12 protein-coding genes are annotated in these 16094 nt (G+C 59.3%); 8 read left to right on the top strand and 4 right to left on the bottom strand.

All coding sequences use genetic code 11. The annotated features are described in order from the left end of the window. Nucleotides 1–54 precede the first annotated feature (54 nt). Complete coding sequence (locus SIB42_RS03055) at nt 55–1125, top strand: anthranilate phosphoribosyltransferase family protein (RefSeq protein WP_067093505.1); 1071 nt, start codon at nt 55–57, stop codon at nt 1123–1125. Here the strand turns inward: SIB42_RS03055 and SIB42_RS03050 are convergent. Continuing rightward, entirely contained in the window at nt 1086–1553 is a 468-nt protein-coding gene (locus tag SIB42_RS03050) for a GNAT family N-acetyltransferase (protein WP_067093503.1), read from the bottom strand. The genes SIB42_RS03055 and SIB42_RS03050 overlap by 40 nt on opposite strands. Here SIB42_RS03050 and SIB42_RS03045 point away from each other — a divergent pair. The 4 genes from SIB42_RS03045 to SIB42_RS03030 all read left to right on the top strand — a co-directional run bounded on the left by SIB42_RS03045 (nt 1552) and on the right by SIB42_RS03030 (nt 6899). Continuing rightward, nucleotides 1552–2823, top strand: coding sequence for an MFS transporter (locus tag SIB42_RS03045; RefSeq protein WP_074160720.1), 1272 nt, complete (start codon nt 1552–1554; stop codon nt 2821–2823). The two genes, SIB42_RS03050 and SIB42_RS03045, sit on opposite strands and share 2 nt — an antisense overlap. 93 nt (nt 2824–2916) lie before the next feature. Continuing rightward, nucleotides 2917–5052 (top strand): polyphosphate kinase 1, encoded by a 2136-nt coding sequence (ppk1, locus tag SIB42_RS03040; RefSeq protein ID WP_067093501.1) that lies wholly within the window; start codon nt 2917–2919, stop codon nt 5050–5052. A gap of 178 nt (nt 5053–5230) precedes the next feature. Beyond that, complete coding sequence (locus SIB42_RS03035; RefSeq protein ID WP_067093499.1) at nt 5231–6250, top strand: RpoD/SigA family RNA polymerase sigma factor; 1020 nt, start codon at nt 5231–5233, stop codon at nt 6248–6250. Between the two features lie 4 nt (nt 6251–6254). Next, a complete protein-coding gene (locus SIB42_RS03030) occupies nt 6255–6899 on the top strand; it encodes a diacylglycerol/polyprenol kinase family protein (RefSeq protein WP_231856357.1) in 645 nt (214 codons plus the stop codon). A gap of 23 nt (nt 6900–6922) precedes the next feature. Here SIB42_RS03030 and SIB42_RS03025 read toward each other — a convergent pair whose 3' ends face one another. Beyond that, on the bottom strand, nt 6923–8002 hold the full coding sequence (locus SIB42_RS03025) for a 3-deoxy-7-phosphoheptulonate synthase (protein ID WP_067093824.1): 1080 nt from the start codon (nt 8000–8002) through the stop codon (nt 6923–6925). A gap of 114 nt (nt 8003–8116) precedes the next feature. Between SIB42_RS03025 and acnB the strand changes: the two genes are divergently transcribed. The 3 genes from acnB (at nt 8117) to SIB42_RS03010 (ending at nt 14003) form a co-directional block, all read left to right on the top strand. After that, nucleotides 8117–10699 carry a bifunctional aconitate hydratase 2/2-methylisocitrate dehydratase gene (gene acnB, locus SIB42_RS03020; RefSeq protein ID WP_067093496.1) on the top strand — a complete coding sequence of 861 codons (2583 nt, stop codon included), beginning with the start codon at nt 8117–8119 and terminating at the stop codon, nt 10697–10699. An 18-nt stretch (nt 10700–10717) separates the two neighbouring features. Continuing rightward, a complete protein-coding gene (locus SIB42_RS03015; protein ID WP_067093494.1) occupies nt 10718–12211 on the top strand; it encodes a ClC family H(+)/Cl(-) exchange transporter in 1494 nt (497 codons plus the stop codon). Nucleotides 12212–12413: 202 nt separating this feature from the next. Beyond that, on the top strand, nt 12414–14003 hold the full coding sequence (locus tag SIB42_RS03010; protein WP_067093821.1) for a B12-binding domain-containing radical SAM protein: 1590 nt from the start codon (nt 12414–12416) through the stop codon (nt 14001–14003). Here the strand turns inward: SIB42_RS03010 and SIB42_RS03005 are convergent. Next, nucleotides 13951–15231 (bottom strand): O-antigen ligase family protein, encoded by a 1281-nt coding sequence (locus SIB42_RS03005; RefSeq protein WP_067093492.1) that lies wholly within the window; start codon nt 15229–15231, stop codon nt 13951–13953. The genes SIB42_RS03010 and SIB42_RS03005 overlap by 53 nt on opposite strands. Beyond that, a complete protein-coding gene (gene purU, locus SIB42_RS03000; protein WP_067093490.1) occupies nt 15231–16085 on the bottom strand; it encodes a formyltetrahydrofolate deformylase in 855 nt (284 codons plus the stop codon). Before purU ends, SIB42_RS03005 begins: the two co-directional genes overlap by 1 nt. Nucleotides 16086–16094 lie beyond the last annotated feature (9 nt).

Below are 16094 nucleotides of genomic sequence, written 5' to 3'. Positions count from 1 at the left end.
TACCCCTGAAAGTGACCTCGCTGCAGAACACTGCATGAAGCGTTGGTACCGCCCTTGACAAGCACTGTCGGCAGCGGCCGCGAACGCTTCAAACAGCACCTACGCAAAGTCGGTAGCGGCGAACACACCAGCAAAGGCTTGAGTCGAGAGGAAGCTGCAGATGCTTTGGCACTCATGCTCAGGGAGGAGGCCACGCCGGCACAGATTGGCGCTTTCCTGATTGCGCACCGCATACGCCGGCCGGAGCCCCAAGAGCTCACCGGCATGCTCGACACCTATCGATCGATGGGGCCCGTTGTTTACAGCCCTACCGATCAGAGAAGACCGCTCTGCTTCGGCATGCCATTTGACGGTCGGACCAGAACTGCGCCCATCTACCCACTCACCAGCCTGGTGCTGGTGGCTTGCGGTCAACCGGTCGTGCTGCAGGGGGGTGACCGCATGCCGATCAAATACGGCATCACAGCCATCGATCTGTTCCGCCTTCTGGATCTGAATCTGGGTGGACTGCCCCTGAGAACTGTTCAGGAAGGATTCAACACACATGGCTTCGCGCTCATCCATCAACCGGATCATTTCTCGATCGCGGAAACACTGATTCATTACCGGGAAGAACTGGGAAAACGGCCTCCCGTGGCCAGCCTCGAGCTCCTATGGACGGCCCACCAGGGAGAACACCTTCTGGTGAGTGGGTTTGTGCACCCACCAACCGAAAGCCGGGCCTGGGAAGCGCTCAGGCTTGCAGGCGAAACCGACCTGCTCACTGTGAAAGGCCTGGAAGGAGGAACAGATCTTCCCATCGGTCGGGCCTGCATCACAGCCCGTGTCCGCGATGGTCAGGCTGAACGTCTGATCCTTCACCCCCGCGATCACGGATGCCACAACGCAGACGTGGTGTGGTCGTCGGAGAGCACCTGGAAGAGCCAGGCCCTCGAAGCGCTCAGCAACCGTGGTCCCCTCAGCGAAGCTCTGCGCTGGAATGCAGGGGCCTATCTCTGGAACGCTGGCCTGAGCGACAATCTCGATTCGGGCATTGCGATGGCCACCACTGCCCTCGAGCAAGGTCGAGCACTGGATCAGCTTGATCAGCTGCGCAGCTTGCCCAGTGCTTTGTGCATCCGATAGCGCTCAAATGGCACTCCAGCGATCGTGATCGTTTCCGGAGCAACCAGGCTCCAGCCATAGCGCTCGAACAACGGACGACTGAACTGACTGGCTTCGGTGCGCAGAGATCTGACGCCATCCGCGATCGCATCGGCTTCAAGTCTCTCTAGGAGCGCTTTGCCGTGGCCCTGACGTGCCGCACGGCCCCGGCAATACAGAAGAGAAAGCCGGTCCTGCGGATAACGCATCGCAAAAGCGGCATCCTCACCACTGATCCAGCCGGAACCCTGCTTCAGGGTTTGATCCAGCACACCAGGCAACCAGGCGAGTGCTGCCCAGGACTTCACCTGCTGATCCGAATACAACTGTGGAGCCTGACTCTCGATGGCATCGGCGTAGATCTCCCGGAGAAGAATCTCGTCAGCAGGAACGATCAAACGCAGGACCATGGCCAGTGCCTATGGGAATGTGAGTCTCACCTGCCCAGCGGCTGCCTTGCAGCAACCACGTGTCCCCACTCTGCTCAGCGCCTTTCTGACGCTGCTCAATGACCGACTCAGCGAAAGCATCGTCTTCCCATTACTGCCATTCCTACTGGCGAGCTTCAACGCCGATGGGCGCACACTGGGTCTGCTGGCCGGCAGCTACGCACTCGCGCAGTTTGCTGCCACACCCCTAATCGGAGCCCTCAGTGATCGCTTCGGCCGCCGGCCCGTGATCGCCACCTGCGTTGCAGGCTCGGTGCTGGGTCTGGGCCTGTTCGCCCTCACCGTGAGCATGGACTGGCCCAAGGGAGCCACTTTACCGCTGATGCTGCTGTTCGGCGCTCGCCTCATCGATGGTGTGAGCGGCGGAACCGCAGCCACCGCTGGAGCAGTGCTGGCTGATATCACCCCGGAGGAACAACGGGCACGCGCTTTCGGCTTGATCGGGGTGGCCTTTGGTCTCGGCTTCATCATCGGACCGTTCGTGGGAGGACAGCTAGCCCGCATCAACGTGACCGTGCCGATCTGGGTGGCCACCGGTTTCGCCCTGTTCAACCTGCTGGTGGTGCTGGGTTTGCTTCCCGAGACCCATCCCCGCTCGGCGCGCCAAGCCATGCCGCGCAAACGAGACCTCAACCCCTTCGCCCAGATCGCCAAGGTGATTGGCAACCCCGCTGTCGGGCGACTCTGTCTCAGCTTCTTCCTGTTCTTTCTGGCCTTCAACGGCTTCACCGCCATCCTGGTGCTCTATTTCAAACAGCGCTTCAACTGGGGACCAGAGCTCGCCACAACCGCCTTCCTGATTGTGGGCGTGGTGGCCACCGTGGTGCAGGGAGGCCTTATCGGTCCCCTCGTGAAACAACTCGGAGAATGGAAACTGACCCTAATCGGTCTGGGCTTGGTGATCCTTGGATGCCTGCTGATTCCCTCGACATCACCTCAACAGGCTCAGATCGGCGTGTTCAGTTCCGTGGCCATCCTCGCCACCGGAACAGGCCTGGTCACCCCGAGCCTGCGCAGTCTTGTGTCGCGCCGCCTCGACTCGGAGGGCCAGGGCACGGCATTGGGCAGCCTTCAGGCACTGCAGAGCCTGGGGAGTTTCCTGGGACCACCTCTGGCCGGACTCAGCTACGACCTGTTGGGACAGATCAGTCCCTTCGTTGGCAGTGCCTGTCTGCTGATCATGGTGATGCTGCTGGTGGGAGGCAGCCCGCTGCCCTCCAGATCGCAATGACTCAACCAGCTGCAGAACATCAAAAAACCTGCAGTCCAGCCTCTGGACGATTGCTACGTTTCGCGAGTCGGTTCATGCACATCTGGTCACCCGATGAGTGACAACGCTCTCTCCACCGACCTCTACATCAACCGAGAGCTCAGCTGGATCGCCTTCAACGAGCGCGTGCTGATTCAGGCGCTGGATCAACGGACCCCGTTGCTGGAGCAGGCCAAATTCAGTGCCATCTTCAGCAACAATCTCGACGAATTTTTCATGGTGAGGGTGGCCTCCCTCAAGGCCCAGGTGGAAGCGGGCATTGATAAGCGCAGCGAGGACGGACGCACGCCACTGGAACAGCTGCAGGCCATACGGGAACATCTCGCACCCCTGCTTGAACGACAGCAGGAGCACTACCGCAGCCAGCTCAGATCCAAACTGCACAAACACGGCGCCCATCTGCTCGATTACGAACAGCTCAACGAACGCCAACGACTCTGGGTCGACAACTACTTCCAGACGGCGATTTTTCCAGTGCTAACCCCCCTGGCAGTGGATCCGGCTCATCCCTTTCCCTTCGTGAGCAATCTCAGTCTGAATGTGGCTGCTCTGATTGACGATCCGGACACCGGTCAGCGGCTGCTGGCCCGCGTGAAGGTGCCTCAGACGATCTTGCCTCGATTCGTTGCCATACCCACCGACCTCGCAGCTGAACAATCTGAGGCAGTTCACACGGCCGTTCCCCTGGAGCAGGTGGTGGCCTTCAACCTCGGCCTTCTTTTTCCAGGCATGAGCATCGAGGGGCACTACTTCTTCCGCGTCACCCGGGATGCGGATCTGGAACTGCGCGACCTGGAAGCTGATGATCTGATGATCGCCATTGAGCAGGGCCTGCGCAAACGACGGATGGGTGGCGAAGTGGTGCGGCTCGAGATCGCAGAGGGAATGCCACAGGACGTTGTCGAGATGCTGATGGATGGCATGTCCGTTGAGGAAGAGGATCTCTACAGAGTTGACGGTCCTCTGGGCCTCGACGATCTGTTCGGTCTGATGGGAATCCCATTGGCGAATCTCAAGAACGAGTCCCACTCAGGCCAGACACCCTCGGTACTGCGTCGCGCCCAGCGCAACATGCTCGAAGACGGCTCCATCAAAGAGGAGGAATTTGAGAGCATTTTTTCGGTGGTCCGCCGCCGCGATGTGCTTCTGCATCACCCCTACGACCTCTTCTCCACATCCGTGGAGGAATTCATCAACCAGGCCGCCGACGATCCTCTGGTGATGGGGATCAAGATGACCCTCTATCGCACCTCAAAGGATTCACCGATCATCGCCGCGTTGATTCGTGCTGCGGAAAACGGCAAGCAGGTGATGGCGCTGGTGGAACTCAAAGCACGCTTCGATGAAGACAACAACATCCAGTGGGCCAAACACCTGGAAAGCTCAGGAGTGCATGTCGTCTATGGAGTTCTGGGCCTAAAAACCCACACCAAGATCGTGCTGGTTGTGCGCAAGGAAAAGGAACGTCTCCGCAGTTATGTCCATATCGGCACCGGTAACTACAACTCGAAGACATCACGCCTCTACACCGATCTTGGCCTGCTTTCGGCACGACCCGAACTCGGCCAGGATCTGGTGGAATTGTTCAATTACCTCACCGGCTTCTCTAAACAGCAGGAGTTCCGCAAGTTGCTGGTTGCACCGGTATCACTGCGTAAAGGCATGGAACATCTAATTCGCCGTGAGATTGAACATGCTCAGCACGACCGTGGCGGCCATATCCGAGCCAAGATGAATTCACTGGTGGATCCAGGCATCATCGCCCTGCTGTACGAAGCCTCCCAGGCAGGCGTGAAGATCGAACTGATTGTGCGCGGCATGTGCTGCCTGTACCCAGGTCGCGAGGGCGTAAGCGACAACATCAGCGTGGTGAGCATCATCGGTCGCTTTCTTGAACACTCACGCCTGTTCTGGTTCGCCAATCACAACGAACCGGAGGTTTACATCGGCAGCGCTGATTGGATGCCAAGAAATCTGGACAGACGCGTTGAAGCTGTGACACCCGTTGAAGAACCAGCGCTTCGGGAGCAACTGGAACGTTTGATGCAGATCTATCTCGATGACAACCGTGGATCATTCGATATGCAGACCGATGGTTCCTTCAGTCAGCGCCATCCAGAGGGCGAAGAGCGTAATTCGCAGTTGAGCCTGATTGAAACCTGGAGAAAAGGGCTGATCGCAAAAAACTGATCAAGCAAGACCCGTGTTCATCGATACAGCGAAATTGTGCTTTTTGTCTTTATTTCATATTCGATCCACGAGACTTAACACTGCATCATTGATTCGTAAAAACTTTCGATTTAATCAGCTCACACTTTGCTCCGGGTGCTAAATTTTTCCCAAATCTAATTTTCAGGAGGCCAGGGTGATGGGGATCCCTCTGGAATCTGAAGGAGTAACTCAAAAAGTTGCTTCATCAGAGCCTGTGTTGCCGACCACTGGTCGTCGTGACAGCAGTGCACGTTCACGCTCAACTTCAAGTCGCTCGTCACGTCAAAGCGGGCGCTTGGCCACTGATTCAATTGGTTATTACCTGAGCAGCATTGGACGAGTTCCACTGCTCACTGCAGCCGAAGAAATAGAGCTTGCTCATCATGTGCAAGCTATGAAGGAGCTACTCGACATTGCTGAGGAGGATCGCACTCCCAGGCAGCGTCACCGCATCCGCATGGGTAAGCGTGCTCGGGATCGGATGATGGCCGCCAACCTCCGCCTCGTCGTGAGCGTTGCCAAGAAATATCAGAACCAGGGCCTGGAGCTGCTCGATCTCGTTCAGGAAGGAGCCATCGGCCTGGAGCGGGCCGTCGACAAGTTCGACCCGGCCATGGGCTACAAGTTTTCGACCTATGCCTACTGGTGGATTCGCCAGGGGATGACTCGCGCGATTGACAACAGCGCACGCACCATTCGTCTGCCGATTCACATCAGCGAAAAGCTCTCCAAGATGCGCCGCATCACGCGTGAGCTCTCTCACCGCTTCGGTCGGCAACCGAATCGACTCGAACTGGCAAGCGCGATGGGCATCGAACCTCGCGATCTCGAAGACCTCATTGCCCAAAGCGCGCCCTGCGCATCCCTGGATGCACATGCCCGTGGCGAAGAAGATCGCAGCACGCTCGGTGAACTGATTCCAGATCCCAATGGTGCTGAGCCAATGGAGGGAATGGATCGCAGCATTCAAAAGGAACACCTGGGCGGATGGCTCTCTCAGTTGAATGAGCGTGAGCAAAAAATCCTCAAATTGCGCTTCGGACTGGATGGAGCCGAACCACTGACGCTGGCTGAAATCGGCCGTCAAATCAATGTGTCGCGGGAACGGGTGCGGCAGCTGGAAGCCAAGGCCATCTTGAAGTTGCGTGTGATGACCAACCATCAGCAAGCGGCCTGAGTTTTTGCTCTCGTCCCTGCTGATCATCGGCATCTGGATGCTACTGGTGCTCTCAGCAGCTCTGGTCTGTCGGAAGCGATGGCCCGAACAACGAGAACTCAGTCGCAAGATCGTGCACATCGGCACCGGTCCTGTCGTTGTTCTGGCATGGTGGTTCTCAATTCCAGCATCGATTGCAGTGCCAGTGGCCATCGCCGTCACCGTGATCACCGCGATCAATCACCGTATCCAACTTCTACCTGCTGTTGAGGATGTCGACCGCAACAGCTACGGAACCGTGGCGTATGGACTAGCCATCAGTCTGCTGCTGCTGCTGTTCTGGCCCGAACAAGCGGTTGCGGTTTGCGCCGGAGTGCTGGTCATGGCCTGTGCCGATGGGCTGGCGGGCCTTGTGGGCCGAGGCGTGTCATCTCCCAGCTGGACCGTGTGGCAACAGCGGAAATCCTTTGCTGGCACGGTCACGATGGGCTTGGTCACAGCATTGGTGTTGATTCTGCTGGTGCTGATCAGCCAGAGTCCTCTACATCCCCTGCGTCTGATCGCTGTTTGTGCTCTGGCCGTTGGCCTCGAGCAATGGGGCCGCTGGGGAATCGACAACCTCACTGTGCCGATGGCGGTGGGGCTGAGCTGGATGTGGATGACCGTTTGAACGGCCGCCACCTTGATGACTGCTCAAGCCACCGGAATCCCGGATGCAGGAGTGCCAGCTTTCTTCACGGATTCAGCCAGCTCAGCTAGCAACTCAGCCGTTGCTTCAATGCTGATGCAGGCATCGGTGACACTCTGTCCGTAGGTGAGTGAGGAGCGATCAGCGCTGATTTTCTGATTGCCTTCCACCAGATGGCTCTCCAGCATCACACCCATCACATGGGTTGATCCCTTCTGAACCTGAGCAGCCACAGCCCTGAGCACCTCGCCCTGACGGCGATAGTCCTTGTTGGAATTGGCATGACTGCAGTCGACCATCAAACGATCCGGCAGGCCAGCTCTAGCCAATTCCGAGCATGCCTCCTGAACCGCCTCGAGGTGGTAGTTGCTGCCGCTGTTGCCTCCCCTCAACACCAGATGGCCATAGGGATTACCGGTGGTGCTCACGATGGACGCATGTCCCTCGCAATTGATCCCCAGGAAATGATGGGGACTGGAGGCTGACTGCATCGCATTGATGGCGATGGTTGCACTGCCGTCGGTGCCGTTCTTGTAGCCCACGGGCATCGAAAGACCAGAGGCCATCTCTCTGTGGGTCTGACTTTCTGTGGTGCGGGCACCGATTGCAGTCCAGCTGATCAAGTCGGCGATGTACTGCGGCACCACAGGATCCAGCAATTCCGTCGCAGTGGGCATGCCGTCCCGGGCGAGATCCAGAAGCAGAGAACGCGCCATCCGCAAACCGGTATTGATGTCGTAGGAACCATCGAGGTGGGGATCGTTGATCAATCCTTTCCAGCCCACAGTCGTTCGAGGCTTCTCGAAATAAACCCGCATCACCACCTCCAGTTCCCCCGCATAACGAGCCCTCAAGGGGGCGAGGCGGCGGGCGTAGTCAAGGGCCGCATCCACGTCGTGCACGGAACAGGGGCCAACGATCACCAGCAAGCGATGGTCCTCTCCCCGGAGAATGGCCTGGATGCGCTGTCTGGCGGTGGCGACGGTTTCAGTGGCCCTGGCGTCGGCTGGGAAATCCCCGTGCAGCAAAGCCGGTGAAACCAGTGGCAGGGTATCCACCACATGCAGATCGTGAGTGGTGGTCATGCCCTGAGCAATCAATGAGGTCACGTTACGCAAGCTGCTTCAGAGCGCATGGCGTGAGCATGGAACGGTGACGCAGGAGAATGAAGTGCCTTTGCCGTTCCTGCGCCGATTCCGATGCTGAGCACCTACCGCGAGAACGCTGCAGAACGCCTGGCCCAGGGGATCCCAGCGCTGCCACTCGATGCCAGCCAGGCCAAAGCGCTCACAGAGCTGCTGCAGGACCCGCCTGCTGGAGAAGAGCAGGAACTGCTGCATCTGCTGAGTGAACGCATTCCACCTGGGGTGGATGAAGCCGCCTATGTGAAGGCAACCTGGCTGAGTGCTGTGGCGCAGGGCGAAGCGACCAGCCCGCTGGTGTCACCGCTGGAAGCGATCCGTCTGCTTGGAACGATGGTGGGGGGCTACAACGTCGCCGCCCTGATTGAGCTGCTCAAACACAGCGATGAAGAGCTGGCTGGATGTGCCGCTGAGGGCCTGAGCCGCACCCTGCTCGTGTACGACGCCTTCAACGAACTGATGGAGCTAGCGGCAGACAACCGTTTCGCCAAACAGGTGGTGGACAGCTGGGCAGCAGCGGAGTGGTTCACCTCCAAACCAGAGCTGGCTGAGTCCATCACCGTGACCGTCTTCAAGATCGAAGGCGAAACCAACACCGATGATCTCTCTCCAGCAACCCATGCCACGACCCGTCCGGACATTCCCCTGCACGCCCTGGCGATGCTGGAGACCCGAGACCCTGAAGGCCTTCAGACGATCACAAGGCTGCAGCAAGGTGACCATCCCGTGGTCTACGTGGGTGATGTTGTCGGCACAGGAAGCTCACGCAAGAGCGCTATCAACTCAGTGCTCTGGCACACGGGCGACGACATTCCGCACGTCCCGAACAAGCGAGCCGGTGGAGTGATTCTGGGCGGAAAAATCGCCCCCATCTTTTTCAACACCGCAGAAGACTCGGGCGCGCTACCGATCGAATGTGATGTCACCGGTCTGAACACCGGAGATGTGATCACCATTCGCCCCTACCAAGGCACGATCGAACGGGATGGTGAGGTGGTGAGCCGCTTCGAACTCAAGCCAGCCACGATCAGTGATGAGGTGCGCGCCGGTGGCCGTATTCCTCTGATGATCGGTCGAGCCCTCACCGACAAGGTGCGCGCCAAGCTTGGTTTGCCGCCTTCCGAGCTGTTCATCCGCCCCATCGCTCCGCAAGACACTGGCAAAGGATTCACCCTGGCTCAGAAAATGGTGGGTAAGGCCTGCGGACTCACTGGTGTGCGGCCAGGCACCAGTTGCGAGCCGCTGATGACCACGGTCGGATCCCAGGACACGACCGGGCCGATGACTCGAGACGAAATGAAGGAGCTGGCCTGTCTGGGCTTCTCCTCCGACCTGGTGATGCAGAGCTTCTGCCACACCGCGGCCTATCCCAAGCCTGTGGATCTTCAGACCCAGAAGGACCTGCCCGATTTCTTCGCTCAGCGCGGCGGCGTTGCGCTGCGGCCCGGCGATGGCATCATCCACAGCTGGCTGAACCGCATGCTGCTGCCCGACACTGTGGGCACCGGCGGTGACAGCCACACCCGGTTTCCACTTGGCATCTCCTTCCCAGCCGGCTCTGGCCTCGTGGCCTTCGCTGCGGCCATTGGCGCCATGCCCCTCGACATGCCTGAATCGGTGCTGGTTCGATTCAGCGGCTCTCTGCAGCCCGGCGTGACCCTGCGTGATGTTGTGAACGCCATCCCCTGGGTCGCCATTCAACGCGGTCTGCTGACGGTGGAGAAAGCCAACAAAAAGAATCTGTTCAATGGCCGAATCATGGAGATCGAAGGCCTCCCTGATCTGAAGCTCGAGCAAGCCTTTGAACTCACCGACGCCAGCGCAGAACGCTCCTGTGCTGGATGCACGATCAAGCTCTCCGAAGCAACGGTGAGCGAATATCTGCGCAGCAACGTGGCCCTGCTCAAGAACATGATTGCGCGTGGGTACAGCGATGCGCGCACCCTGGCCCGCCGCATCAAGGAGATGGAGGTTTGGCTATCTAATCCCCAGCTGCTCAGCGCTGATGCCGATGCCGAATACGCCGAGGTGCTTGAGATCAACCTCGATGAACTCACGGAACCCGTTTTGGCCTGCCCGAACGATCCCGACAACGTGAAGCTGCTCAGCGAGGTGGCTGGAGCGCCGGTGCAGGAGGTGTTCATCGGTTCCTGCATGACCAACATCGGCCATTACCGAGCCGCGGCCAAAGTGCTCGAGGGAGCCGGTGAAAACAAGGCCCGCCTCTGGGTGTGCCCTCCCACCCGCATGGATGAAGAGACCCTCAAGGCCGAGGGCTATTACGCCACCTTCGAAGCGGCCGGCTCACGCATGGAGATGCCGGGATGCTCCCTGTGCATGGGCAACCAGGCCAGGGTCGAGGACGACACCACCGTGTTCTCCACCAGCACCCGTAACTTCAACAACCGCCTCGGAAAAGGCGCCCAGGTGTACCTCGGCAGCGCCGAACTGGCAGCGGTCTGTGCCCAGCTGGGCCGGATCCCCACAGCGGACGAGTACCGCAGCATCGCCTCCGCAAAGATCGATCCTCTGTCCGATGAGCTGTACCGCTATCTGAATTTTGACCAGATCAGTGGCTTCGAGGATCAGGGTCGGGTTGTCAGCGCAGATGAGGAGGCCCAGATGCTGGCCGGGGCCTGATCCCCGACTGGCCATTCCATGGTCGTTCTCAGTGAACTAAAACAACGCCGCCACCAGCTCGGCTCCAGCCGCAGCATCCGACGTCTGCTGGAGAGACGATGGTGGGTTGTGGTGCTGGCCTTGATGCTCACCGGCCTGGGCGCTGCCCTGACCGGTGTGCTGTTCAAGGCCGGCATCAAAGTCTTGAGTGGCTGGCGACTGGAACTGCTGGCGGATCTGCCGGCCTGGGCTGTTCTGCCTGGACTCGGAGCCTTAGGCGGGCTGATTTCAGGGCTGATGGTGGCCTACCTGGCCCCAGCCGCTGGCGGCTCAGGCATCACCCACATCATGGGATTCCTGAAACACCGGGCGGTGCCGATGGGGCTTCAGGTGGGCCTGGTGAAGCTGGTGGCTGGGATCGTGGCCATTGGCAGCGGCTTCCCTCTCGGCCCGGAAGGACCTGCGGTTCAAATGGGCGGCTCCGTGGCATGGCAGATGGCGCGCTGGTTGAAAGCACCCGTGGCCTTCCGCCGCTTGATCGTGGCCGCCGGAGGCGGAGCCGGTATCGCAGCAGTGTTCAGTGCCCCGATCGGGGGCTTCGTCTACGCCGTCGAGGAATTGCTGCACTCCGCCAGACCGGTGGTGTTGCTGCTGGTGATTGTCACCACCTTCTGGGCCGATGCCTGGGCAGACGTTCTGGGTCTGGCAGGCCTCAATTCCAGTGGAGGCGGCCTCGATGCCACACAGGGATTCCAGCTGGAACGGGAATACACACCACTGGTGAACTTCCTGCCGATCGATCTGGGCTATCTGATCGGGCTTGGCGTTGTGATTGGGGTGCTGGCGGAGCTCTACTGCCGCTATGTGCTCGCCATGCAACGCAAGGGCAATGCCTGGTTCGGCGATCACTTGGTGCTGCGCATGGTGATCAGTGGTGGCGTTCTGGGCGGTGTGTACGCCTTTCTGCCTGAGGATTTTCACAACCTGGAAGGGCTGCAGCACCTGATCGCTGATGGCAAGGCCGATATCCCCATGGCGCTTGGCACCTTCATCGTGCTCTTCTTCAGCACCGGTCTGGCTGCTGCATCGGGGGCTCCAGGCGGGCTGTTCTATCCGATGCTCACCTTGGGAGGCGCCATCGGTCTGGCCTGCGGCATCTGGGTGGAAGCGCTCACCGGACACGTGCCCAGCACCTATGTGTTCGCCGGGATGGGTGCCTTCGTGGCCAGCTGTTCGCGCACACCGATCACGGCGATGTTCCTGGCCTTTGCGCTCACCAAGGATCTGCTGATCCTCAAGCCGATCCTGGTGGCTTGTCTGGCCAGCTTCCTTGTGGCGCGTTTGTTTGATGACCGCTCGATCTATGAGCGCCAGCTGGGCATGGAGCTGTTGGAGGAGGATCACCTAGACGCCCGCAGGGAACGACGCGGTGGCATTCACCACGCTTGGGAGGGGTCGATTCGACGCAGAAAGTTTGACCCTCCCAAACCATCAACACCTCCTAAAAACAACACCAAAAAGCCTGATCCATAGGAACTCCCTTCATTCCATGGCTTAGACAAACAACAGGTGTCTGTAGATCTTCACGTCGCAGGAGTACAGCCTTGATGACATTGGCTGGAGCATCTGAATCATTGATCCTTCAGGATGAACATCTGAAGCCCAGGCCCTCCTGAACCAGGAAACGCTGCTGTTTGATCCGGCTGTGCCGGAAACCGGAGCCCTGCGTGCGGTGATGGCCTTTCCCAGCACTTACACAGTGGGGATAACCAGCCTCGGTTATCAAATCGTTTGGGCCACCCTGGCCATGCGGTCTGATCTTGATGTGCGGCGCCTGTTCACCGATCAGAGCGATCCGCCACATCGGCAGTGCGATCTGTTCGGACTCTCCCTCAGCTGGGAACTGGATGGTCCGGTGCTGCTGGATTTGCTGGAGCAACAACGGATTCCCATCTGGAGCGAACAGCGCTCGGATCAGGATCCAATCGTGTTTGGTGGCGGTCCTGTGCTGACCGCAAACCCCGAACCTCTGGCTCCCTTTTTCGATGTGATCCTGCTGGGCGACGGCGAAGAGCTGCTGCCCAGCTTCATCGACACGCTTCAAGAGGTGCGGTCTGAATCACGATCCGTGCGCCTGCGGCGGTTGGCTCAGGTGCCTGGGATTTACGTGCCATCGCTGTACGCACCCCGCTACGGCAATGACGGCTGTCTGCAAAGCATCGACCCGATCGAAGCAGATCTACCACCAACAATCAGCAAGCAAACCTGGCGTGGCAACAGCCTCAGCCATTCAACGGTGATCACCCCGGAATCCGCGTGGCCTGATATCCACATGGTGGAGGTGGTGCGCAGCTGCCCGGAACTGTGCCGTTTCTGTCTGGCCAGTTATCTCACGCTTCCCTTCCGCACGCCCTCTCTAGACGACGGCCTGATCCCTGCTGTCGAGAAAGGTCTGGTGGCAACGCGCAGGCTGGGACTCCTGGGTGCATCAGTCACTCAGCATCCACAGTTCGCAGACCTGCTCAGCTGGCTCGGTCATGACCGCTTTGATGACGTGCGAGTGAGTGTGAGTTCGGTGCGGGCAGCCACCGTGACGACTGAGCTTGCGAGCGGACTGGCCCGACGCGGCAGCAAATCACTGACAATCGCCATTGAAAGCGGCAGCGAACGCATCCGGGAGGTGGTGAACAAAAAGCTGAGCAATGAGGAGATCAGTGCCGCTGCGCGCCATGCCAAAGAAGGTGGACTGCGTGCCCTCAAGCTCTACGGAATGGTGGGGCTTCCTAGTGAGCAGGAGGAGGATGTGGAATCAACCGCAGATCTGCTGCTTCAGCTCAAGAAGACCACCCCTGGTTTGCGTTTCACCCTGGGAGTGAGCACCTTTGTGCCCAAGGCTCAGACCCCCTTCCAATGGCAGGGCGTGAGACCTGAAGCCGACAAACGCCTCAAACGACTGGCCAAACGACTGAAGCCGAAGGGAATTGATCTACGGCCGGAGAGTTACGGCTGGAGTGTGATCCAAGCTCTGCTCTCTCGCAGTGACCGCCGTCTGGCTCCGGTGATCGCCGCAGTCCGAGGATCTCAGGAAAGCCTCGGAGGCTGGAAGAAGGCCTACCGCAGCAGCAGAGCCGGCGAATTGCCGGGGGCCAGAAGCGGTGGGGTTGATCTGCCTTTGCCCCCTCCATGGGAGCAGGTGGTCCACGACAACTGGGATGAAGCCGTCGTGCTGCCCTGGGACCATCTCAACGGGCCTTTAGGACGAAAAACCTTGCTCAAGCACCAGAGTCTGTCTCTGGCTGGAGCCACTCCGACAGTTCAGGACTAAAGGACGCTCGCAGACCCGCCAGCAGAATCCAGCCGGCAATGTTCAGACGGCTGTCAAAAAATGGCAGATCCGTTCCGTGCAGAACCATCAGCCCAAAGAATGCCGTCCACCAGGCCCGGTCGAACAGCCCAGACAGTCCTCGGCGCAGGCTCACCACCAACAGGGCTACAACAAAGCCCACCAGCAGCACGGCCACCGGCAGACCATGACCAATCGCCAGCTCCAGCGGCAGATTGTGAGCATGGCCATGCCACTGACCGGTGCGCAGGGGATAGATCACTGAGAACGCTGCAGCTCCCCAGCCAAGCCACGGCCGTTCACCAATCAATTGCAGCGCAACTTTCCATTGACTGATGCGCGTGGAAGCCAGGACCCGCTCTCCCGCGTACTGACTGTCGTTGAGGCGAGCCCAGAGACCTTCAGGAACCAGAGTCCGGGCAGGATCCTGGAGCATCAGCGGCACCCCGGGAAGCACTGCCAGCAACACCGGCAAAAGCGACACCGCCAGCAGAGGAATCAACCAGGGCCAGCTGGGTGGACCCAGAACCAACGGCACCACCAGCACGAGTGCACCCCAACCATTCCGGGATTCTGTGAGCACCAACGCCACCACCAACAACACGGCCAGGATCAGCACCACCGCACGACGCCAGCGGTTCAATCCCTGCTGCACGAGAGCAGCCAGGGTCAGTGGCCACACCATGGACAACCAGGCGGACGCGATGTTGGCGTAATCAAACAGTCCCGAAAGACGCCCCTCGGGATGGCCACCTGCTGCCATGAACCACACAATCAATCCACCCAGCAGTTGCCACGGTCCCTGCCATCCCCACCAGAGCTGGCCAAGACCGGTGACCACCACAGGAACACTGCCTGCCACCAGCAAAAGGGCAGAGCGGCGCCGGGCCTCACCACTCATCACATACGGCTGAAAACCCCAGAAACCCCAGAAAAAAGGGATCCAGTTTCCCAGACCCACCCAGGCGAGTCCCTGGTCATAGGCGCCAAAGCAGCCAAGAATCATCAGGCTTGAAGCCAGCAGCAGCGGAGCATTCCAGGGGTCACGCCAAGAGGGCCATTCACGCCCAGCGCAACCGAACAACAATGCTGGGAAAAGCAGCAGACTTCCCAGCAGGGCTGACGACGGCAGCAGAAACAGGCCGAGCTGAAAGCAGCGCCAACCACGCGCAGACGCCAGAGAGGGTCGACCTTGATCCAGCCAGACCATCACGCGAACACTGCCGTACGGCCTCGATAGACCATCACCTGTCGGCAGAGATGAAGGCGCAAAGCCCTGGCCAGAGCGAGTCGCTCAGTGTCACGACCCTTGCGGATCAGGTCTTGCACCTCATCGCGATGGCTCACATGAGCGATCGTCTGCTCAATGATCGGGCCGTCATCCAATTCTTCGGTCACGTAATGAGACGTCGCACCGATCAGTTTCACGCCCCGTTCCCAGGCTCGATGATAGGGCTGTGCGCCCTTGAAAGCGGGCAGAAATGAGTGATGGATATTGATCACATTGGGAAATTGTTCGAGGAAGCTACCGCTTAGCACCTGCATGTACTTGGCCAGCACCGCAAGGTCCACCCGATGTTCAATCAGCAGCTCAAGAATGGTTTGCTCAGCTTCAGCCTTGGTCTCGCGGGTCACAGGTACATGCATAAAAGGAACCCCGAACTCCTTGCAGCTGCTCTCCAGATCAGGGTGGTTGGCAATCACGATGGGAACCTGCATCGGCAGTTCCCCACTGCGGGCACGCCAGAGCAAATCAAGCAGGCAATGACTCTGCTTGCTCACCAGAATCGCCACACGGGGATGATCGTCGGAAAAGTGCAATTGAGCCTCGCCCCCGAGCCGTTGTGCCAGAGACTCCGCTGCTGATGGAATCGCCTGACGAGGCAGACCGAAGCCCTCCAAATCCCACTCAATCCTGCTGAGAAACAAACCAGCATCGGAATCGGTGTGATGATCCGCATGACGGATATTGCCGCCGTTCGCAGCCACCCAACCGGCGAGTTCACTCACGAGTGCCGGACGATCCGGACAGATCAACTGAAGGATGACCGAAGCGGAAGACAAAGATGTCAG

Origin of the sequence: Synechococcus sp. MIT S9508 (assembly GCF_047303045.1) — a bacterium.
Lineage (GTDB): Bacteria > Cyanobacteriota > Cyanobacteriia > PCC-6307 > Cyanobiaceae > Synechococcus_C.
This window is presented reverse-complemented; position numbering and strand designations above follow the sequence as displayed.

What these genes read in the sequence shown, in the direction of transcription:
- SIB42_RS03010 (WP_067093821.1), top strand. Translation starts at nt 12,414, where the DNA reads ATGGCCTTTCCCAGCACTTACACAGTGGGGATAACCAGCCTCGGTTAT.
- SIB42_RS03015 (WP_067093494.1), top strand. Translation starts at nt 10,718, where the DNA reads ATGGTCGTTCTCAGTGAACTAAAACAACGCCGCCACCAGCTCGGCTCC.
- SIB42_RS03050 (WP_067093503.1), bottom strand. Translation starts at nt 1,553, where the DNA reads ATGGTCCTGCGTTTGATCGTTCCTGCTGACGAGATTCTTCTCCGGGAG.
- SIB42_RS03025 (WP_067093824.1), bottom strand. Translation starts at nt 8,002, where the DNA reads ATGACCACCACTCACGATCTGCATGTGGTGGATACCCTGCCACTGGTT.
- SIB42_RS03005 (WP_067093492.1), bottom strand. Translation starts at nt 15,231, where the DNA reads ATGGTCTGGCTGGATCAAGGTCGACCCTCTCTGGCGTCTGCGCGTGGT.
- SIB42_RS03045 (WP_074160720.1), top strand. Translation starts at nt 1,552, where the DNA reads ATGGCCAGTGCCTATGGGAATGTGAGTCTCACCTGCCCAGCGGCTGCC.
- SIB42_RS03035 (WP_067093499.1), top strand. Translation starts at nt 5,231, where the DNA reads ATGGGGATCCCTCTGGAATCTGAAGGAGTAACTCAAAAAGTTGCTTCA.
- ppk1 (WP_067093501.1), top strand. Translation starts at nt 2,917, where the DNA reads ATGAGTGACAACGCTCTCTCCACCGACCTCTACATCAACCGAGAGCTC.
- acnB (WP_067093496.1), top strand. Translation starts at nt 8,117, where the DNA reads ATGCTGAGCACCTACCGCGAGAACGCTGCAGAACGCCTGGCCCAGGGG.